The following is a 20,252-nucleotide window of genomic DNA, read 5'->3' as shown; positions in this document are numbered from 1 at the left end:
AATCATTATCATTTTTATATTTACATAAGTCAATTCAAACCTAATGTTAATTAGATAATAAATTTGCGTTTTTTGTAATGGCAATTAGCGTATTTAAAAAAATTAATTATTGATTATTACTTCTAATAATAAATCCTAAACTTAGCTATTTTTAACTACTACAATTTGTTATATAATCGATAAAATTTTGTCCATAACACAATATATTGTGTTTCTCATATTATTTTAAGATGTCAGGCTTGCTGAACATCCTTAATTAAGGAATCACTATGATGGATTTTTCCCAATCAGTGCCAGAACTGGTCTCTTGGGCAAAAAAAAATGATTTTTCGATTGCTTTGCCTGTTGAGCGATTAGCCTTTTTGTTGGCAATAGCTGTATTAAACAGTGAACGCTTTGATGGTGAAATGACTGAATCTGAATTAATTGATGGTTTTCGACATGTTTCACACATTTTTGAGCAAAGTGAAGATACTATTACTGTCCGTGCTAATAATGCGATTAATGATTTAGTACGCCAGCGTTTAATCACACGTTTTGCTAGCGAAATGACCGATGGTTATTCTATTTATCGATTGACACCTTTGGGAATTGGTATATCTGATTACTATATTCGTCAACGAGAATTCTCGACTTTACGTTTATCAATTCAACTTTCAATTGTTGCACAAGAATTAAAACGTGCCGCAGATGCTGCTCTTGAAGGTGGTGATGATTTACATTGGCATCGTAATGTTTTCGCACCTTTAAAATATTCAGTAGCTGAGATCTTTGATAGCATTGATATCACTCAACGAGTGATGGATGAACAACAAGCTGATGTAAAACAAAATATTTCTGCATTATTAAGTCAAGATTGGCAGGCGGCAATTAGTAGCTGTGAGGGCTTACTGACAGAAACATCGCAAACCTTACGAGAATTACAAGATACATTAGCAGCGGCTGGAGATAAATTACAAGCTAGTTTGCTTTTAATACAAGATGCGACTTTGGATAATCCTGAGTTAGATAAAATTAATAACGTGGTTATTGATTTACAAGGTAAATTAGATCGAATCATCGGTTGGGGACAAAAAGCAATAGACCTATGGATAGGTTATGATAGGCACGTTCATAAATTTATTCGTACTGCAATTGATTTAGATAAGAATCGAGTTTTTTCTCAACGATTACGCAAATCGATCCAAAGCTATTTTGATTCACCATGGTCACTTACTTTTGCGAATGCTGAACGTTTACTGGATATGCGTGATGAAGAATTGGCATTACATGAAGCTGAAGTGACAGGCGAGTTACCTTCCGAACTCGAATTTGAAATGATTGAAGAAATTCAAGAGCACATAGTTGCACATATTGAACAAAATTTATTGATCTTTAAACAAGAAAATAAACCACTTGATATGAGTATTGCTATTCATAGTTATTTAGCACAGTTCCCTCGAGAACAGCATTTTGATATTGCAAGATTGTTTATTGATCAGGCTATTCGATTAGGTATTGCCGAAAGTGATTTACTTGGTATTCCTGCCGAATGGAAACCTATTAACGATTATGGAGCTAAGGTACAAGCACATGTCATCAACAGATACTAAAGATATAGAAATGGAACAAACTGCTCATCATCTTGATGAAGTCATGGGACGTATTGCTGCAAGTTCTCAAGCGTCTATAGATAAATATATGCCAGTTAAATTGGCTCAAGCTATTGCCAATCCAATTTTCCCTGAACTAGATAGTTTATTACGCTCAGGTCGCCATATTGGTATTGATGAGCTGGACAATCATGCATTTTTGATGGATTTTCAATTTGAACTTGAACAGTTTTATCAACGCTATAATGTTGAGCTGATTCGCGCACCAGAAGGCTTTTTTTATCTTCGTCCTCGTTCAACCACTTTAATTCCCCGCTCAGTTCTTTCTGAATTAGACATGTTAGTGGGTAAAGTATTGTGTTATCTCTATTTAAGCCCAGAACGATTAGCGCATGAAGGTATCTTTACTTTGCAAGAACTTTTTGATGAGTTGGTTTCTTTAGCGGATGAAAGTAAATTGTTGAAATTAGTTAATCAACGTTCAACGGGATCTGACTTAGATCGTCAAAAACTATTTGATAAAGTAAAAACCGCATTAAATCGCTTACGTCGACTAGGCATGATCTTTTTTATTGTAGGTAATGACAGTAGTCGTTTTCGTATAAATGAATCTATTTTCCGCTTTGGCGCTGATGTTCGCAGTAGTGATGATGCGCAAGAAGCGCAATTACGCTTAATTCGTGATGGTGAAGCGATTAAAATAGAATCATCACTTATTTTGGATGATGATAATAGTGAAGAACAAGATGAAGATGTTAATGAGGAGATTGAATAATGATGATGGGACACGGTAAATTTCACTCATTAACATTAATTAACTGGAACGGTTTTTTTGCTCGAACCTTTGAGCTTGATCAACTGGTTACCACGCTTTCAGGTGGTAATGGCGCAGGTAAATCAACGACTATGGCTGCATTTGTCACAGCGCTAATTCCTGATTTGACTTTATTACATTTTAGAAATACCACTGAAGCGGGTGCAACTTCAGGTTCTAGAGATAAAGGTTTACATGGTAAGTTAAAGCCAGGTGTGTGTTACTCTATGCTAGACGTTATCAACTCTCGTAATCAGCGAATTATCTGTGGTGTACGTTTACAGCAAGTAGCAGGGCGTGACAAAAAAGTAGATATTAAACCTTTTTTAATACAAGGTTTACCAGTCAATATTAGTCCAACCGCATTGGTAACGGAACGTTTAAATGATAAACAGGCTCGAATTTTATCACTACCAGAATTAAAAGATAAAATTGAGTCAATGGAAGGCGTTATTTTTAAACAATTTAACTCTATTACCGATTATCATTCAGTCATGTTTGATTTTGGTATATTACCGAAACGGTTACGCTCTTCATCTGACCGAAGTAAATATTATCGCTTGATTGAAGCTTCTCTATATGGGGGGATTTCAAGTGCTATTACACGATCATTACGTGATTATTTATTGCCGGAAAATAGTGGCGTCAGAAAAGCCTTCCAAGATATGGAAGCAGCATTACGTGAAAATAGAATGACACTTGAAGCTATTCGAGTAACACAATCGGATCGTGATTTATTCAAACACCTTATTACTGAGTCTACCAACTACGTTGCTGCTGACTATATGCGTCATGCTAATGAACGTAGAGTCCATATCGAATCGGTTTTAGGATTGCGTCGTGACATGTTTAAAACGCAAGATCTGCTGATTAGTAATCAATTCCGCCAAGTTGAAATGGCAAAAGAATTAAAAGAATATCAAGATGCTCAAAGTGATTTAGAAACGGATCTTCAGGCGGCCAATGATCATCTTAACCTTGCGCAAACAGCTTTACGTCAACAAGAAAAAATAGACCGTTATCAAGCGGACTTAGATGATCTGAATTTAAAACTTGAAGAGCAAAATGAAGTTGTCCTCGAAGCTAATGAACAGTATCAAACTTACCGTGATCAGGCCGAGCATACTGAGCAAGAAGTTGATGAAATAAAAACCCAATTAGCTGATTATCAACAAGCTTTAGATGTGCAGCAGACTCGGGCAATCCAATACCAACAAGCTATTCAAGCTTTAAAAAATGCTCAACAACTATGCCAATTACCAAAATTAGGTATAAGTAATGTTGAAAATCATTTTGAAATCTTTGAAGAAAAACAAAAAGAAGTTACTGAACAACTGTTAGAATTAGAGCAAAGACTAAGTGTTTCTGATGCCGCAATTAATCAATTTGATAGAGCTTATCAACTAGTTGTTAAATTAGTTGGGGACGTAGTGCGCAGTGATGCTTGGAGTGCCGCTAGAGAAGCATTAAAGCAGTGGCCTTCACAATGTTACCAAGCCGATCAAGCAGAACATTTACAACTGCAATTAGATGAATTAGAGCAACGCTTTTTTGAGCAAAAAGAAGCTGAATCATTATTAACTCAATTTTGTAAGCGTTTTGGTCATCAACTTAATTATGATGAGCTTGATGAATTTAAACAAGAGCTAGAAGTTCAATTAGACCAAAATGCTGAGCTTGCCAATGAATCAAGTGAAAAACGTATTGAATTTAAGCAAGAGCTTGAGCAAATTCAAACGCAAATTGGTGCTTATCGACAAAAAGCACCAGTATGGTTAAAAGCCCAAGATGCACTTATCGCATTGCAAGAACAAACAGAGCAAACGTTTACTAACAGTCATGCTGTCACGCAACATATGCAACAATTGCTTGAACAGGAACGCACTTTAGTTACACAACGTGATCAAATAAACTTCAAACGCAATCAACTTGATGCACAAATTGAACAACTCAATCAACCAAGTGGTGTTGATGATGGTCGTTTATCGACATTAGCGGAAAGGTTTAATGGTGTATTACTTTCTGAAATTTATGAAGATGTAACCATTGATGATGCGCCTTACTTTTCAGCATTATATGGTCCATCAAGACAAGCTATTGTGGTACCTGATTTATCACTGGTAAAAGCTCAACTAGAAAGCCTGACAAATAGTGAAGAAGATTATCCAGAAGATATCTATTTTATCGAAGGTGATCCATCTTCATTTGACGATAGTGTTTTTGATTGTGAAGAGATGACGAAATCCGTATTGGTTAAAACTGGTGATCGGCAATGGCGCTTTTCCAGCTTTCCTAAGGTACCTTTATTTGGCCGAGCAGCACGTGAAATTCATCTTGAAAAATTATCGGCAGAACGCGATGAACTACATGAACGTTATGCAACAATTTCATTTGATCTGCAAAAATTACAACGTATTGAGCAAAATGTTGGGCAGTTTATTGGTGAATATCTATCTGTAGCATTTGATATCGATCCAGAAGCCGAAGTGCAAAAGTTATCGATAAGACGTAATGAAATCGAACGTCAGCTCTTGGCACAAGAAAGTATTGATAAACAAAATCAACAACAAGTTGCAAATTGTAAAGAGCAGTTAATCACTGTAAATCGATTGGTAGCTCAAATGCATTTATTGGCTGATGATGATTTAGCAGATCGGGTTGATGATCTCCGTGAGCAAGTTGCTGAAGCGCAAGAGGCCGCGCAATATGTTAGTCGTCATCGCCATACTATTGCCGAACTTGAACCAATTGTTGCAGTATTGCAAAGTGATCCTGAGCAGAATGAATCATTACGTGAGCAGTACAATACTGTTAAAGCTCAGCAGCAAACCATTCGCCAACAAGTTTTTGCTTTAACGGAAGTGATGCAACGTCGTGCTCATTTTAGCTATGAAGATTCAGCTGGTATGTTGAATGAAAATAGTGATCTCAATGAAAAATTACGTACTCGATTAGAAGTTGTTGAAGGACAACGAGGTGAAGCTCGTCGTCAAATGCAACAGTATCAAGATAAATATAATCAATACAATCAAACATTAGCATCACTTAAAAGTGCATTTGAAACTAAGCGAGACATGCTTAATGAATTGCATAAAGAGATCGAACAAATTGGTGTTAAAGCGGATGCAATCACTGAAGAGCGAGCACGTATCCGTCGTGATGAAATTCATCAAAAACTAAATAATAATCGCCAACAATGCACGTCTTTGGAAAAACAACTTATTATGTGTGAAAGCGAAATGACGCAAATGCAAAAACGCTTAACACAAACACTGCGTGATTATAAACAGTTACGTGAACAAGTTGTTGAAGCAAAAGCTGGTTGGTGTTTAGTGTTACGACTCGTTAAAGAAAACAGTGTAGAACGACGATTACATCGACGAGAATTGGCTTATCTCAGTGCTGATGAACTACGTTCTATGTCGGATAAGGCACTTGGTTCATTGCGTTTAGCGGTAAATGATAATGAACACTTACGTGATGTATTAAGGTTATCCGAAGATCCGAAACGACCAGAACGTAAAATCCAATTTTATATCGCGGTTTATAAACATTTACGTGAACGAATTCGCCAAGATATCGTCAAAACTGATGATCCGATTGAAGCCATTGAACAAATGGAAATTGAGTTGTCACGCTTAACTGAAGAACTTACTTCACGAGAACAGCAATTGGCTATTAGTTCAAAAAGTGTGGCTAATATTATTCGTAAAACTATACAACGTGAACAAAACCGTATACGTATGCTTAATCAAGGATTGCAAGCAGTGGCATTTGGTCAGGTTAATGGTGTTCGTTTGAATGTTAGTATTCGTGAGGCACACTCTTCATTATTAGCTGCATTAGCTGATGATCAAAATGAACATCAGGATCTATTTAGTAATAATCGTATAACCTTCTCAGAAGCGTTAGCGAAACTTTATCAACGTTTGAATCCACATATTGATATGGGGCAACGAACTGCACAAAATATTGGTGAAGAGTTGCTAGATTATCGAAACTATTTAGAGATGGATGTGGAAGTTAATCGTGGCGCTGACGGTTGGTTACGCGCTGAAAGTGGTGCATTATCAACCGGTGAAGCGATTGGTACAGGTATGTCTATTCTACTAATGGTTATTCAAAGTTGGGAAGAAGAGTCTAAACGTCTGCGCAATAAGGATATTTCACCATGTCGCTTATTATTCTTAGATGAAGCGGCACGTCTTGATGCTAAATCGATTGCAACGCTCTTTGAGCTTTGTGAACGATTAGAAATGCAACTTATTATCGCTGCTCCAGAAAATATCAGTCCGGAAAAAGGTACCACCTATAAATTAGTGCGTAAAGTGATCAACAACCAAGAACACGTACATGTTGTTGGATTGAAAGGCTTTGCTTAGTTATTACTGACTAAAAACAGTTTCGCCGGCAATTGCCGGCGAAATTGTTATCTAAGTTGATTAATTATGTAAGCAATGGTAAACCTCAATTAGCATACATCATTAATGAATATCCAACACAGCATGAAAAGCCTCTTGAGGAATATCAACACCACCAAATTTACGTTGTCTAATTTTATTTTCCTTAATATTTTTAGCTATCTTTTTCTTTTTCGATGCAGAGCCTGAATAGCCACGACCGGTGACACTTTTACGTAATGGTGGAATATCTTCGCGTGCAATAACTTTATTCTCAACTACCGATTGAACCGGCATTGGGTAGAGTTTGCGTGGAATGACATGTTTCATCTTCTGCACAATTTGCTTGCCTCGTTCAAAGCTTTTATCGCGTGGTAAAATAAAAGAAAACGCATCGACAATCTCATCATTCAACCAAATATCCATTTTTACCAAATCCGATGCAATATAGCTTCTATCACGATAATCTATAGATGCATAGCCATGAGTAATCGATTTAAGTGAATCATAAAAATTGTATGCAATTTCTGAAATTGGCAGTTTAAAGGTTAACTCTGCCATTTTATTATTTAGATAAATCATATCGACGTAGATACCTCGTTTTTCCTGACAAAGTTCCATAATTTCGCCAATATTTTCCATAGGAATAATAATTGCTGCATCTATAAATGGTTCTTCAATATAGTCAATTTTTTCAAAACTCGGTAACAACATAGGATTATTAACATTGATGATTTCACTATTTTTTAATGTTACACGGTATTCAACACTAGGAAAGGTAGAGAGAATTTCGATACCATATTCTCGTTCAAGTCTTTCTTGAATAATCTCCATATGTAAAATACCGAGAAAACCACACCTAAAACCAGCCCCCAATGCCATGGAATTTTCTTGTTTATAAATGAAAGCCGAATCATTAAGCGATAATTTTTCCACCGCATCTTTCAATTTTTCTTGGTCTTCATTTTTTATTGGAAATAATCCAGCATAAACCATAGGTTTGACTTCTTTATAACCAGGTACTGCTTCGGTATTTGGGTGATTAGGATCAATTAGGGTATCACCGACTTTGACATTTGCGACGATTTTTATATTAGTCGAAATATATCCAACTTCACCTGCATCAAGTACATCAACAGTTTTCATTGCTGGTAAAAATACGCCCGTTTGTAATGCTTCGAACTCAATATCACTTTTGAGCATTTTAATTTTCATTCCGGTATGAATGGCACCATTAAAAACGCGTACGTGTAGTACTACACCGCGATACACATCATAATGAGAATCAAAGATTAACGCTTGCAGTGGCTTATCTTTATTACCTTCTGGCGCAGGAATGTTTTCAACGATCGATTCTAAAATATTATCAACTCCTACGCCGGTTTTAGCTGAAGCTAAAATAACTTTATCTAAGTTTATGCCATCTAACTCTTCGATTTCTTTAATCACGCTGTCAACATCCGCATTCGGCATATCGACTTTATTGATAACTGGAATAATAGTTAAATTCTGCTCTTGAGCCAGTTTTAAATTAGCGATTGTTTGTGCTTGTACGCCTTGGGTTGCATCAACTAGCAACAAAGCTCCTTCACAAGCAGCTAAACTGCGTGAAACTTCATAATTAAAATCAGTATGTCCAGGGGTATCGATGAGATTAAGTTCATATTCAATATTATTAGAAGCTTTATAGTACATGCGTACAGTTTGTAACTTAATTGTAATACCACGTTCTCTTTCGAGATCCATGTTATCTAATAATTGCTCTTTCATATCACGTTCAGAGACAGTATTGGTCATCTCAATTAATCTATCTGCCAGTGTTGATTTACCGTGATCGATATGGGCAATAATACAAAAATTTCTTATATTATTTGGGTTCATGTTAATTTCTCCCATACTTTTCTTAAATGTTGGCGTGAACTATAATGGTTAGAGTAACTCTAAGTCAAGTTTGGCCAAATTATCATACTTGCTAATCTATTTAATTGATTTTTATGAAAACATGGGTATAAATATGGTAAATATAAATGATTGTATTGCATCAATTGCACAAAATGGTGAATTAAACCAAACACCTAAATACTCGGTGACTAAAGCAGCAAAACTATTAGGCTTGTCAGCCCACACGCTTAGGTATTATGACTCACTTAATCTATTTCCATTTTTACAACGCGATCAAAATGAAAAACGGTTATTTTCTGATGCAGATTTACAGTGGGCAAAATTGATTGAATGTTTACGTAACGCCAATATGTCAATTAAAGATGTTCAACACTATGTCAAGCTGTGTCTTAGAGGTGATGAAACATTGGATGAGCGTCTAACTATCATTAATCAACAAGAAAAGATATTAATCGATACTATAACTCAACTAAATGAGCAATTGGCCTTATTGAAATTTAAAAAACAATACTATAAAGCCACTCATCAAACAATAAATAACTAAGCTTTTTCCAATGAAAACTTTACCAATGAAAAAATTTTGAGGAAAGGGGTTTTTTTACTAAAAATTAATTAAATAATTTTAATAGTCATATACCTAAAAACTCCATTTATAAAGTATGTCAGCCTTTATATATTAATGCGCTAATAATGAATTTCAACATTTTCTTTTTCTAATGCATTTTTTAAATTATTAGGAAATGGTTGATCTGAAATAGCGATATTAATATCTTCTAATGTAAATGTTTGGTTGAAAAATTTTTTGTTAAATTTACTACTATCAACTAATAGAATTGTTTTTTCTGCATTACGACAAAATTGTTTTTTTACCATGGAATCCGCTTCGCTAACATCTGTCGCTCCCATATCAGGATCAAGTCCTCGACATGAAGCAAAAAATAAATCAGCATGATAATGTGAAATAAAGTCACAGGATTGTAAACCGCAGATGCTCAAATGTTTAGGTAGAAGTCGACCTCCAGTACAATACACCTCGGCATTGGTCTCTTCAACTAAGATGTTAGCTGTTGTAATACCATTTGTTAGTATAGTTAAGCCTTTTTTTTCATTTAATCTTTTTGCCAAATAGAGGCAAGAACTACTAGCTTCAATAAACAGTGTTTGACCGTCTTCAATAAATGCTAAAGCTAAATCAGCAATATACCTTTTTTGTTCAATATTTTCTTTATTTTTCAGTGTAATAGGTGTTTCAATCGAGCTTTTTTGAACATAAATTGCTCCCCCATGTGTTCTTCTTATTAAACCTTGTTGTTCGAGCTTAGTAAGGTCTCGTCGAATAGTTGCTTGACTGATAAATAATAACTTACAAAGTTTATTAACTGTCACAAAATTCTTTTCTTTTATGATATTTAGTAATTTATCTTCTCTGGTCATCTTTCCTCCAACATGACTGTGATCAAGATCACTAAGATTTGCTCGATATCAATCATATTTTAAAGTTTAACATGACCGAATTTGATTGTTAATCAATATATTCGCCAGCAATTTGCAATGAAATATTTGTCTTTATAATTACTTTAACTATCTAGTTTAAATATCGTTTTATTGGAGGTAAGGATGTTAGTCACATTACGTGAAGTTTTATCAGATGCTCAAAAAAATCAGTATGGAGTAGGATTATTTAATACTATAAATTTAGAAATGGCCAAAGCAGTACTTGAAGCGGCTGAACAATCTAAATCGCCAGTGATAATAGGTACTGCAGAATGTTTTTTAGATATATCCACATTACAAGAATTAGCTTATTTTTTAATCCCTATGGCGAAAAAATCTAAAGTTCCTGTTGTTGTTCACTTAGATCATGGATTAACAGAAGACGCAATTAAAGAAGCGTTGAGATTAGGCTTTTCTTCAGTTATGTATGACTGTTCCACTGATAGTTATCAAAATAATATAAAACGCGTAGCCAATATTACTAAATTGGTTCATCAATATGGTGCTTCTATTGAAGCGGAATTAGGACATGTAGGAGCTAATGAGCATGCTTCAGAAGGTCATGGTGAGCAAGATAATAGTATCTATACCGATCCTTTAGAAGCTAAGCATTATATTGAACAAACCGGAGTAGATGCCTTAGCTGTAGCTATTGGTACTGCTCATGGTGCTTATAAATCAACACCTAAATTAGACATAAATCGTTTAGATCAAATTGCTCAAGTTGTTAAAGCTCCTTTAGTTTTGCATGGCGGTTCAGGATTAAGTGATACCGATTTTCAAAATTGTATAAAGCATGGTGTTAGTAAAATTAATATTTTTACTGATATTAACTGCGCTGGATTAGAAGCTATTCATCAACTTTATGTTAAAGGTAAAGGTATCTCGGATGTTGCTGTCGCAATGAAAGAAGCGATACGTGAAGCTACGTTAAAAAAGATGTTGATATTTGGTTCTAATAATCATGCATAGTTTTAGTTTGAATAACTTTATTTATAATTAAAAGGATCTAATTAATGATTAAAGTCCTCATTGTAACCCATGGCAAATTAGCAGAAGGTATTGTTAATACAATAAATATGTTAATTGGTGATAAACAAGATATTACCTATATTAATGCTTATATTGATTCGGGTGATTTTACGATTCAAGCGGAAGATTTTTTAAAAAAATACCAACATAATTCTCAAATCATCGTTTTTACTGATCTAAATGGCGGTAGTGTCAATCAAAAATTTGCACAATTAAAAAGTTGTTATTCTTTTCACTTAATAACAGGATTTAATTTACCACTTGTATTAGAAGTTATCCTCACTGATATGCAACTTTCTGACGAAAATCTAACAGAAATAATCGAACAATCGAGGCAAGAGATGCAACTGGTTAATATACAACCACAGAAACTTCTAGAAGATAACCAATTTTTTGATGATTAAATAAAAAAGAAGTTTTAGGAATAATTATAAAAATACGGAGCAATAATTATGATAGTAGAAATAAGAGTTGATGACAGATTGATTCATGGTCAGGTAGCCTTAGTATGGACCAAAAAACTCAATGCTAAAGCTATTGTTGTGGCAAATGATCATGCAAGTAAAGATCACATTCAACAAATGACATTGAAAATGGCAACCCCGGAAAATGTCAAACTCGCTATAAAATCCATGCAAGATGCTGTGCAATTGATAAATAATCCAAAAGCAAAAGATATGCGCATTTTTGTATTAGTTAATTCAATTTGTGATGCACTGTTTTTGTCTGAAAATATAGATGACATAGAAAGAATCAACATTGCCAATGTTGGTCGTTTTGACGGTGTCGATGAAGCTGAAAAAAGTAAATTGAGTTCTACGATCTTACTTAGCAAATCAGAACAAGTTGCCTTAGAACAATTGCTTGCTAGTAATCGAAAAGTTGTTCATCAGATAGTCCCTGATAATGCAGAAAAGCTTTTTCATGATCTAATGAGTAATTAATTTGGAAAATTTTATTACATAAAAAGGGATAGTATTATGATAATGTCAGCTTTTTTACTTGCAGTTGTTATGTTTATAACTTTTGGTGGTAATTGGCTTATTGGTCAAAATATGGCTGATAGGCCTATTGTTGTTGGCTCATTAGTTGGATTAGTTCTCGGTGATCTGCAATCTGGAGTGTTAATGGGAGCGGCACTAGAAGCTGTTTTTATGGGGGCGGTTAATGTTGGAGGTGCTACACCATTAAATCCTTCCTTTGGTACAGTACTCGGTGCTGGTTTTGCTATGCTCTCAGGTGGTGGTGTAGAAATTGCTATCACATTAGCAATTCCTTTAGCATTGTTAGGTGGTTTATTGGAAACTACTATGAGTGTCGTTTTAAGTTTTTTTGCCGGTCGCTTTGATAAATTAGCACTTGAAGGAAATGATAAAGCTATTGTTGCAATGCACTATGGATTATGGTTTTTACGCTATATTGTCTTTGCGATTGTTGTTTTTATCGCAATTATGTCAGGTGCGACTCCAGTTAAACTTTTTGTCGAAAATATTCCAGAAGTTATTATGCGAGGTCTGGCTGCTTGTGGTGGATTAATACCCGCAGTCGGCTTTGCGATGTTGCTAAAAATGTTATGGAATAATAAGCTCTCTATTTATTACATTTTGGGTTTTGTCATTGTTGCTTATATCAAAATTCCACTTATCGCATTAGCAATTATTGGTACAGTTATTGCTGTTGCAATCGCTTATCGAGATTATGAAATTCTTAATCTCAAGTCGGATAAATTTCACACTAATAATAATTCAAATTCTATAATGGATGATGATGAGGAGTTCTTCTCATGAGTAATTTAAAATCAATAATTAAACAAATCTCAACTACCGATAGAAAGTTATTAAGAAAAATGTTTTTTCGTTCTTTCACGATATTCGCTCCATTTAGTTTTGCTAAACATGGCGCTTCCGGTTTTTGTTATGCCTTAATGCCGTTTATTAATCATTATTACACTAAATTACAAGATAAAAAAGATGCGTTAACGCGACACATAGTTTGGTTTAATACTACGCAAAATGTGTCAACATTTGTAATGGGATTGGCAGCTTCCATGGAAAAAGAAAATAGTGTTAAAGCGGATTTTGATGCTCAATCTATCAATGCGGTCAAGTCAAGTCTAATGGGGCCACTTGCAGGGATCGGTGATTCTCTATTTTGGGGTGTTTTAAGAGTTGTTGCCGCTGGAGTTGCGCTGAGTTTAGCGCAAGAAGGTAGCTTTCTTGCCCCGATTGTTTTTTTACTCGTTTATAATATTCCCTCTATCGCTTGCCGTTATTTTTTGGGATTAATTGGATTTTCATTAGGCTCTAAATATATTGAAGAATTATATGCTTCTGGCCTAATCAATATTTTGACCAAGGCTGCAAGTGTCCTTGGATTAATTATGGTAGGCGGAATGACAAGTAATATTGTTACTTTTAATTCTGTATTAACAATTAGTTCAGGTGAAAATTCTTCATTATCACTACAAAGCATACTTGATCAGATATTTGTTGGTATTATCCCATTAACTACAACATTACTTTGTTTTTATTTAATGAATAGTAAAAAGGTAAGTTTTAATTTCATCATCATTGGCATCGTTGGGATGAGTATCATATTAGCCACGTTAGGTATTGTTTGATTATCGTCGAATAAATTGTGATTAAGGACATAAAATGAATATTGAAAATCTACCAAAGCAAGCTAACGTAGCTATATTAACTGGTAACAAAAAAATTGAATTAAAATCATTAACATTACCAAATATTAATGATGATGAGATACTCGTTAAAGTTGAAGCTTGCGGTATATGTGGAACGGATGTGCATGAATATAAGGGTGATCCATTTGGTTATATACCAATTCAATTAGGGCATGAGGGAACAGGTACAATAGTAAAACTTGGTAAAAACATTACTCATGACTTTACTGGTAAGCCACTAGCTGTCGGCGATAAAATCGTTACAGGTTTACGTCCTTGCGGAAAGTGTGATATTTGTTTAAACCATCCAGAACAAATTCACTTATGTAATGGAGGTGAAATTTTTGGTTTAATGCCAGGTGAGAACCATTTTTTTAATGGTTGGTTTGGAGATTATATCAAAATAAATAAGGGAGGAATTGTTTTTAATGTTAGTGATATGAGCCTTGATTTACGTGTCTTAATTGAACCAGCGGCTGTTGTAATACATGCAATTGAAAAAGCGAAAGAAATCTTTAATTTCAAACATGATTCAACAGTTTTAATTCAAGGCTGTGGACCAATTGGATTGTTGTTATTGACCATTATTCGAACTATGGGCGTTCGCCATATAATTGCTGTTGATGGTGAGGATAGTCGTTTGCAACTTGCTCAAGAATTGGGTGCGCAACACACCATTAATTTCATTAAAAGTTATGACAGTATTGAAGATGTTATGAAATTGTCAAAACAAGGTGTTGATATGGCGTTTCAATGTACAGGTTCCACAAAAGCTGCTTCCACTATTTGGAAATATATTCGTCGAGGTGGAAGTTTATGTGAACTTGGTTTTTTTGTTAATAATGGTGAGGCGAATTATAACCCACATTTTGATATTTGTAACAAAGAGATAAAAGTTGTTGGCTCCTGGACTTACAAAGCGGAAGATTGGGTACACGCCTGTGAATTCTTAAAAGAAGCACAAGCAAGAAAATTGCCTATTGAGAAGCTCATTTCTCATCGCTATCCATTAAAAGAAATCAATCAAGCTATGGAAATGAATATGAGCATGCAAGGTTACAAAATTATCATTCAAAACTAATGATTAATCAATGGGCTCGAGCATTAAAAAAGTTAGAGCCTATTATCAAAATTACTGCAAACTATTTTTCATTGCAAATGAATTGGAAAAAGAGGTTATCATTAATTAGATAGTTAAAATGCTTTTGCCTATTAGTCATTTGTATAAAAACTCTGCGAAGAGTTTTTTAAGAAGAGATTAATTTCTGTCAATTAACCATCAAAAAATGAGCATCTTTTTTAATAAAAAAGATACCCATCGTTGTTAAATTAATTACTACTGCTTATCTGGTGAAACTTTTTCTGTATTATCATTGATTTTGTTTTTTATTCTTTTTACATTTTCGCTAGCCGCTGACGCCATTCAACCCATGGTATCTCTTAAAATTTTTCCATCATCGGTTTTAAATGAGTAAACTTTTCATGATCACCATAGCTAGAAGCTATATCTGAAAGTCGTTGAGCGATATCATGTCTTTTTTTGACGGAGACATATATATTCGATTGTTTTTGTTTAACATTTTTAGCTCAATATCTAAGTTTATTATATGCAAAAAATAACCACACTAAAATTGCTATAAGAATTAAAAATAAAGTAGTTAATATAAATATATAGTCCTATTCATAATTAAATGATCTAATAATCAGATAGGTAGCATTTTTTATAATTACAATGTAGCGTTTAAGTGAGGTTAAATTATTGTTACCTTTTATTAATTTATATCACAGGTTCAATCAAAACAATAATTTATCTTACCCTAAAATATACCCTCATTCTTTTTGGTTGTAAATATATCTTACTGGTGCTTAATGAATAACAAAATAGGCTTTAAGCCTTGTATTTGTTGGTTTTGATGTGTTTTAAAGGATTTAAAAGAATGTTAATGAATATTGAATTGGTGCCGTGGGCGGGACTTGAACCCGCATGCCCTTAGAGCACTACCCCCTCAAGATAGCGTGTCTACCAATTTCACCACCACGGCGCCGTTTTTATTCTGGAATATCGGATGTAGGATTAATCTTTTGTGGTTGAATAACAGGATCAGTAGTTGGAATTACGTCTCCATTACCGCTAGTGCTTTCGGTATTTTGTTGCGTAGTCGCAGGAGCACTATCTCCAATATTTTTAAACTCATCACTTGAAGTTGTGGTTTTTGCGCTGCCAAGATTTGATAAAATAATGCTTAACACAAAAAATAACACACCAAGTATTGTTGTTGTGCGAGTTAGAAAATTGCCGCTTCCTGATGAACCAAATAAAGTTGCAGAAGCGCCTGCACCAAAAGATGAGCCCATGTCAGCACCTTTACCGCGCTGAATTAGCACTAAAACGATTATCGCAAGTGCGATAAATAAATAACCTATAATTAAAAGTTCGTACATTTCAACCTGTCAATTTTTATGTTATAGAACAGAATTTATTGATGCGAAATATTAGCGAAAGAGTGAGCAACAAGCAAGTATATTTTATTATTTTCTGTATTTATCATAATCAATTGTACGTTTTTAGGGGAAAAATCAGTATAATGTCGCCATTTTTATTCTTGGCTAATGCAGTTGTATGAAATTTATAGTTAAACTTTTCCCTGAAATTACCATCAAAAGCGAGTCTGTTCGTTTACGTTTTATTAAAATTCTTACTAGCAATATTCGTAATATTTTAAAAAATGCTATTAATGATGTTGCAGTTATTCGTCATTGGGATTTTATTGAAGTTCGCCCTAAAATTGAAAATAGCGAAAATCAAATTTTAGAACTATTAACAAGAATTCCTGGTATCCATCATATTTTAGTGGTTGAAGAACTTACTTTTACCGATTTACATGATATTTATGAAAAAGCGTTTAATCACTATGCGCCTTTAATTGAGAATAAAACATTTTGTGTAAGAGTTAAACGACGAGGTAAGCACGAATTTACCTCAATTGAGGTAGAGCGTTATGTCGGTGGTGGTCTTAATCAGCATGTTGCGACCTCTAAAGTCAAATTAACTCGTCCAGATATTACGGTTAATCTTGAGATTGATAAAGATAAACTTCTACTAGTTAAAGAACGGCATGCCGGAATAGGTGGTTTCCCAACCGGAACACAAGAAGATGTCATTTCTCTTATTTCTGGTGGATTTGATTCTGGTGTTTCTAGCTATATGCTGATCAGACGAGGCTGTCGAGTCCATTATTGCTTTTTCAATTTAGGTGGCAAAACCCATGAAATTGGCGTGAAACAGATGGCTCATTATTTGTGGGATAGATTTGGAAGTTCTCATAAAGTTCGTTTTATTGCCATTGACTTTTCAGATGTTGTTGGCGAGATTTTGGAAAAAATTGATGATGGCCAGATGGGGGTTATCTTAAAACGAATGATGATTCGCGCAGCCTCTAAAGTTGCACAGCGTTATAATGTTGAAGCTCTGGTTACAGGCGAAGCGTTAGGTCAAGTATCAAGTCAAACCTTAACTAATTTGCGTTTAATCGATAATGTCAGTGATACATTAATTTTACGCCCACTTATCACCCATGACAAAGAAACGATAATTAATCTAGCTCGTCAGATAGGCACTGAAGATATTGCTAAGACTATGCCTGAATTTTGTGGTGTTATATCGAAAAGTCCTACCGTAAAAGCGGTTAAAGAAAAAATAGAAGCTGAAGAGGAAAATTTTGATTTTGCTATTTTAGATAAGGCTGTTGAAGAAGCTGAAAATATTGATATTCGTGAAATAGCTAAACAAACTAATAATACTATTACTCAGGTTGATACTGTTACCACATTAGAAGATAATCACGTTATCATTGATATTCGAGCGCCTGAAGAGCAAGAGGAGTATCCACTTGCAATCGAAAATGTTGAAGTTAAGCTTATACCATTTTATAAATTGGCAACTCAATTTGGTGATTTAGATCAATCAAAGCAATATTTACTGTATTGTGCTAAAGGCGTGATGAGTAAACTACAAGCACTTTATTTAATGGAGCAAGGTTTTAACAATGTTAAAGTATTTAAACTGTAATTCTTAACAATTATTTACGATATTTTTTTCATATATCTATATAATATTTTTTAAAATACAAAGCCTAGTTGTCGTCTATTTAATAGATATAAAATTAAGGATTTCATTACTTATTGAGGATTATAATGAGCAAATTACTTGTAGTTGATGATGATCTAGAAATTGCGTCGTTATTATGTGAATTATTAGAATTGGAAGGGTTCACAGTCGAAGTTGCAAATAATGGTATTGAAGCGTTAGAAAAGTTTGATGATTCCATCGATCTGGTTTTACTTGATATTATGATGCCAGAAATGAATGGATTAAGTGTCTTGTCTTCACTAAGAAGTGAATTCACCGTTCCTGTTATTTTCTTAACAGCTAAAGATAGCGAACTCGATAAAATCAATGGTCTTGAACTTGGCGCTGATGATTATATTCTTAAACCTTTCAATGATCGAGAATTAATTGCTCGAATTAACGCTTTATTGCGTAGGGCTAAATGGGATACTGCCGGTAATGAAAGTAGTGAAAAACCATTACAATATATTATTGATAAACTTGTGGTAAATACCAAACAGCAATCTGTTTATTTTGATGATAAATACATCGAATTAACTGGCACAGAATTTCAAGTATTACTTAAATTACTTGAAAATAAAGGGATGACTATTTCAAGAGATACTCTTAGTGAGACAGTGTTAGGGAAAGAATTTATCCCATTAGCACGTTCAATTGACGTTCATGTTTCTAATTTACGGAAAAAACTTCCACCTCGAAGTGATGGCTTACCATGGATTAAAACATTGCGTTCAAAAGGATATCTATTTGTTGTAGATCAAAATGATGATTTGTTGCAAAATTAGCTTTTTTAAATATGGTAAGAATCTATGTGGATTTTTGATCGTCTAACAATTAGAATTTTCACAATATTCTTACTTACGATCGCTTTTTTCCTTGCGCTTGTAATGGTATTACCCGAACTCGACTCACGTAATTTAACTTATTTAGCTAATAAAGATAAAGAGAGTGGTGAAGCTCTTGCAAGTCAGATAGAAAAAGATCTCACTAAAATACCGAAAGATAGTTTTCGCTGGTGGATGAGATTTATTGTGGTAATGGATAATTATCAAAAAACTGGTCAAGTCCTATTTATTGTTACACCTAATCAGCAAATTATTACTGCAGATACTAAAAATATTGATTTAGTAAAAAGTTTTAGTGAAAAATCGCATGATGTTGATGATCCAGCGAAAAAAATTTATGATAATCAAGAGATTATTGGTCCTTTCCTTATTCACTATGCTAATGATGAATATCAACTGTTTTTATTACAGCCCGCATCAGATATTCAATCTCAATTTGTTAATTTGATTTTTGATCATCCTTTCTTACTTTTAACATTAACCATGTTAGCCAGTTCTCCATTTTTGTTGTGGTTGTCTTGGAGTATAGCTAAACCAGCACGAGGACTTCGATTGGCAGCAGAACAGGTCGCAAATGGTAATTTACAACAGTGGCCTGAGCTTGAAAAAGTTGGTTCTTATGAATATAAAGCCACAGGTGCAAGTTTTAACCATATGCTTAGAGAATTGAAACGGATGCAAGATCTACAGCAACGGCTGTTTTCTGATATTTCCCATGAATTACGTACTCCATTGACCCGATTGCAATTGGCAACTTCGTTATTGCGCCGTAAGCAAGGTGAAAGCAATGAGGTTTTGCGGATAAATAATGAAGCTTTAAAGCTTGATTCGATGATAGGTGACTTATTATCCTTAGCAAGGAATCAGCATGATAATAATGAAGTTCGTGAATTTAAATCATTAGATGTATTATTTAAAAATGTATTGGATAATGCGACTTTTGAAGCCAATCAGATAGCAAAACAATTTTCTATTCAAAATTCTCCTTCTAATCATACAATTTTGTGCTATCCAGAAGCGTTATGTAGTGCGCTTGAAAATGTGATAAGAAATGCATTTCGTTATTCAAATCAAAGGATTGATGTGAATTTTATTATCCAACAACAAACTGTGACTATTACTATTGATGATGATGGTCCAGGTGTTGCCGATAATGAGCTTGAGCAAATTTTTAGACCATTTTATCGTACTAATGAAGCTCGAGACCGAGAGTCGGGTGGTACAGGGTTAGGCTTAGCAATTGTAGCGAATGCTATTACTCGAGATAACGGCACAGTTAAAGCTGAGAAAAGTCAGTTAGGTGGGCTGAAAATTGTGATAGTATTACCACTTCAAAAATATTAATTGTTAAGAGAAATTATTGT

At 34.3% G+C, this 20,252-nt stretch carries 16 protein-coding genes and 1 tRNA gene; 13 read left to right on the top strand and 4 right to left on the bottom strand.

The features are described 5' to 3' along the window. Positions 1-269: 269 nt before the first annotated feature. Genes mukF through mukB form a run of 3 tightly spaced genes read left to right on the top strand, consistent with a single transcriptional unit; the run spans position 270 to position 6,788 of the window. On the top strand, positions 270-1,592 hold the full coding sequence (gene mukF / locus B6C84_RS04530) for a chromosome partition protein MukF (RefSeq protein ID WP_086353907.1): 1,323 nt from the start codon (positions 270-272) through the stop codon (positions 1,590-1,592). Positions 1,593-1,635: 43 nt separating this feature from the next. After that, a complete protein-coding gene (gene mukE, locus B6C84_RS04525; RefSeq protein ID WP_081298793.1) occupies positions 1,636-2,367 on the top strand; it encodes a chromosome partition protein MukE in 732 nt (243 codons plus the stop codon). A 2-nt stretch (positions 2,368-2,369) separates the two neighbouring features. Beyond that, positions 2,370-6,788 carry a chromosome partition protein MukB gene (gene mukB, locus B6C84_RS04520; RefSeq protein WP_086353918.1) on the top strand — a complete coding sequence of 1,473 codons (4,419 nt, stop codon included), beginning with the start codon at positions 2,370-2,372 and terminating at the stop codon, positions 6,786-6,788. A 102-nt stretch (positions 6,789-6,890) separates the two neighbouring features. Here the strand turns inward: mukB and lepA are convergent, their stop codons facing one another. Continuing rightward, a complete protein-coding gene (gene lepA, locus B6C84_RS04515; protein ID WP_086353917.1) occupies positions 6,891-8,687 on the bottom strand; it encodes a translation elongation factor 4 in 1,797 nt (598 codons plus the stop codon). 133 nt (positions 8,688-8,820) lie between these two features. Here lepA and B6C84_RS04510 point away from each other — a divergent pair, with 133 nt between their 5' ends. Further along, positions 8,821-9,252 (top strand): MerR family transcriptional regulator, encoded by a 432-nt coding sequence (locus tag B6C84_RS04510; RefSeq protein ID WP_065577693.1) that lies wholly within the window; start codon positions 8,821-8,823, stop codon positions 9,250-9,252. 140 nt (positions 9,253-9,392) lie between these two features. Here B6C84_RS04510 and B6C84_RS04505 read toward each other — a convergent pair whose 3' ends face one another. Next, complete coding sequence (locus B6C84_RS04505; RefSeq protein ID WP_086353906.1) at positions 9,393-10,142, bottom strand: DeoR/GlpR family DNA-binding transcription regulator; 750 nt, start codon at positions 10,140-10,142, stop codon at positions 9,393-9,395. A gap of 183 nt (positions 10,143-10,325) precedes the next feature. Here B6C84_RS04505 and B6C84_RS04500 point away from each other — a divergent pair, with 183 nt between their 5' ends. From B6C84_RS04500 to B6C84_RS04475, 6 genes are read left to right on the top strand one after another with little or no spacing between them, the layout of a single operon-like run. Next, the gene (locus tag B6C84_RS04500; protein ID WP_065577691.1) at positions 10,326-11,174 is read left to right on the top strand and encodes a class II fructose-bisphosphate aldolase; all 849 of its coding nucleotides are present in this window, start codon (positions 10,326-10,328) and stop codon (positions 11,172-11,174) included. Positions 11,175-11,218: 44 nt separating this feature from the next. Further along, a complete protein-coding gene (locus tag B6C84_RS04495) occupies positions 11,219-11,638 on the top strand; it encodes a PTS sugar transporter subunit IIA (RefSeq protein WP_034902274.1) in 420 nt (139 codons plus the stop codon). Positions 11,639-11,686: 48 nt separating this feature from the next. Next, positions 11,687-12,178: a PTS sugar transporter subunit IIB gene (locus B6C84_RS04490; RefSeq protein WP_065577689.1), complete on the top strand. Its 492-nt coding sequence runs from the start codon at positions 11,687-11,689 to the stop codon at positions 12,176-12,178. A gap of 36 nt (positions 12,179-12,214) precedes the next feature. Beyond that, positions 12,215-13,021, top strand: a complete 807-nt coding sequence (locus B6C84_RS04485) for a PTS mannose/fructose/sorbose/N-acetylgalactosamine transporter subunit IIC (RefSeq protein WP_065614396.1) — start codon at positions 12,215-12,217, stop codon at positions 13,019-13,021. After that, positions 13,018-13,854, top strand: coding sequence for a PTS system mannose/fructose/sorbose family transporter subunit IID (locus B6C84_RS04480; protein ID WP_065650784.1), 837 nt, complete (start codon positions 13,018-13,020; stop codon positions 13,852-13,854). The genes B6C84_RS04485 and B6C84_RS04480 overlap by 4 nt, the downstream gene beginning before the upstream one ends. 34 nt (positions 13,855-13,888) lie before the next feature. Then, positions 13,889-14,995, top strand: a complete 1,107-nt coding sequence (locus B6C84_RS04475; RefSeq protein WP_086353905.1) for a zinc-dependent alcohol dehydrogenase — start codon at positions 13,889-13,891, stop codon at positions 14,993-14,995. A gap of 875 nt (positions 14,996-15,870) precedes the next feature. Here the strand turns inward: B6C84_RS04475 and B6C84_RS04470 are convergent. Both B6C84_RS04470 and secG read right to left on the bottom strand, forming a co-directional pair. Beyond that, positions 15,871-15,956, bottom strand: a tRNA-Leu gene (locus B6C84_RS04470). A 7-nt stretch (positions 15,957-15,963) separates the two neighbouring features. Beyond that, positions 15,964-16,356 (bottom strand): preprotein translocase subunit SecG, encoded by a 393-nt coding sequence (gene secG, locus B6C84_RS04465; protein ID WP_034901097.1) that lies wholly within the window; start codon positions 16,354-16,356, stop codon positions 15,964-15,966. A gap of 178 nt (positions 16,357-16,534) precedes the next feature. Here secG and thiI point away from each other — a divergent pair, with 178 nt between their 5' ends. From thiI to cpxA, 3 genes are all read left to right on the top strand, one after another. After that, entirely contained in the window at positions 16,535-17,983 is a 1,449-nt protein-coding gene (thiI, locus tag B6C84_RS04460) for a tRNA uracil 4-sulfurtransferase ThiI (RefSeq protein WP_086353904.1), read from the top strand. Between the two features lie 125 nt (positions 17,984-18,108). Beyond that, positions 18,109-18,828, top strand: a complete 720-nt coding sequence (locus B6C84_RS04455) for a response regulator (RefSeq protein WP_034901102.1) — start codon at positions 18,109-18,111, stop codon at positions 18,826-18,828. Positions 18,829-18,858: 30 nt separating this feature from the next. Next, positions 18,859-20,232, top strand: coding sequence for an envelope stress sensor histidine kinase CpxA (gene cpxA, locus B6C84_RS04450; protein ID WP_086353916.1), 1,374 nt, complete (start codon positions 18,859-18,861; stop codon positions 20,230-20,232). The last annotated feature ends 20 nt before the right edge of the window (positions 20,233-20,252 follow it).

The sequence above is a fragment of the Gilliamella apis genome, assembly GCF_002142155.1.
Taxonomy (GTDB): Bacteria; Pseudomonadota; Gammaproteobacteria; order Enterobacterales; family Orbaceae; genus Gilliamella; species Gilliamella apis.
Note: the sequence above shows the minus strand (reverse complement) of the source record. Positions and strands in the feature narration are given on the sequence as shown.

What these genes read in the sequence shown, in the direction of transcription:
- mukF (WP_086353907.1), top strand. Translation starts at nt 270, where the DNA reads ATGATGGATTTTTCCCAATCAGTGCCAGAACTGGTCTCTTGGGCAAAA.
- mukE (WP_081298793.1), top strand. Translation starts at nt 1,636, where the DNA reads ATGGGACGTATTGCTGCAAGTTCTCAAGCGTCTATAGATAAATATATG.
- mukB (WP_086353918.1), top strand. Translation starts at nt 2,370, where the DNA reads ATGATGGGACACGGTAAATTTCACTCATTAACATTAATTAACTGGAAC.
- lepA (WP_086353917.1), bottom strand. Translation starts at nt 8,687, where the DNA reads ATGAACCCAAATAATATAAGAAATTTTTGTATTATTGCCCATATCGAT.
- B6C84_RS04510 (WP_065577693.1), top strand. Translation starts at nt 8,821, where the DNA reads ATGGTAAATATAAATGATTGTATTGCATCAATTGCACAAAATGGTGAA.
- B6C84_RS04505 (WP_086353906.1), bottom strand. Translation starts at nt 10,142, where the DNA reads ATGACCAGAGAAGATAAATTACTAAATATCATAAAAGAAAAGAATTTT.
- B6C84_RS04500 (WP_065577691.1), top strand. Translation starts at nt 10,326, where the DNA reads ATGTTAGTCACATTACGTGAAGTTTTATCAGATGCTCAAAAAAATCAG.
- B6C84_RS04495 (WP_034902274.1), top strand. Translation starts at nt 11,219, where the DNA reads ATGATTAAAGTCCTCATTGTAACCCATGGCAAATTAGCAGAAGGTATT.
- B6C84_RS04490 (WP_065577689.1), top strand. Translation starts at nt 11,687, where the DNA reads ATGATAGTAGAAATAAGAGTTGATGACAGATTGATTCATGGTCAGGTA.
- B6C84_RS04485 (WP_065614396.1), top strand. Translation starts at nt 12,215, where the DNA reads ATGATAATGTCAGCTTTTTTACTTGCAGTTGTTATGTTTATAACTTTT.
- B6C84_RS04480 (WP_065650784.1), top strand. Translation starts at nt 13,018, where the DNA reads ATGAGTAATTTAAAATCAATAATTAAACAAATCTCAACTACCGATAGA.
- B6C84_RS04475 (WP_086353905.1), top strand. Translation starts at nt 13,889, where the DNA reads ATGAATATTGAAAATCTACCAAAGCAAGCTAACGTAGCTATATTAACT.
- secG (WP_034901097.1), bottom strand. Translation starts at nt 16,356, where the DNA reads ATGTACGAACTTTTAATTATAGGTTATTTATTTATCGCACTTGCGATA.
- thiI (WP_086353904.1), top strand. Translation starts at nt 16,535, where the DNA reads ATGAAATTTATAGTTAAACTTTTCCCTGAAATTACCATCAAAAGCGAG.
- B6C84_RS04455 (WP_034901102.1), top strand. Translation starts at nt 18,109, where the DNA reads ATGAGCAAATTACTTGTAGTTGATGATGATCTAGAAATTGCGTCGTTA.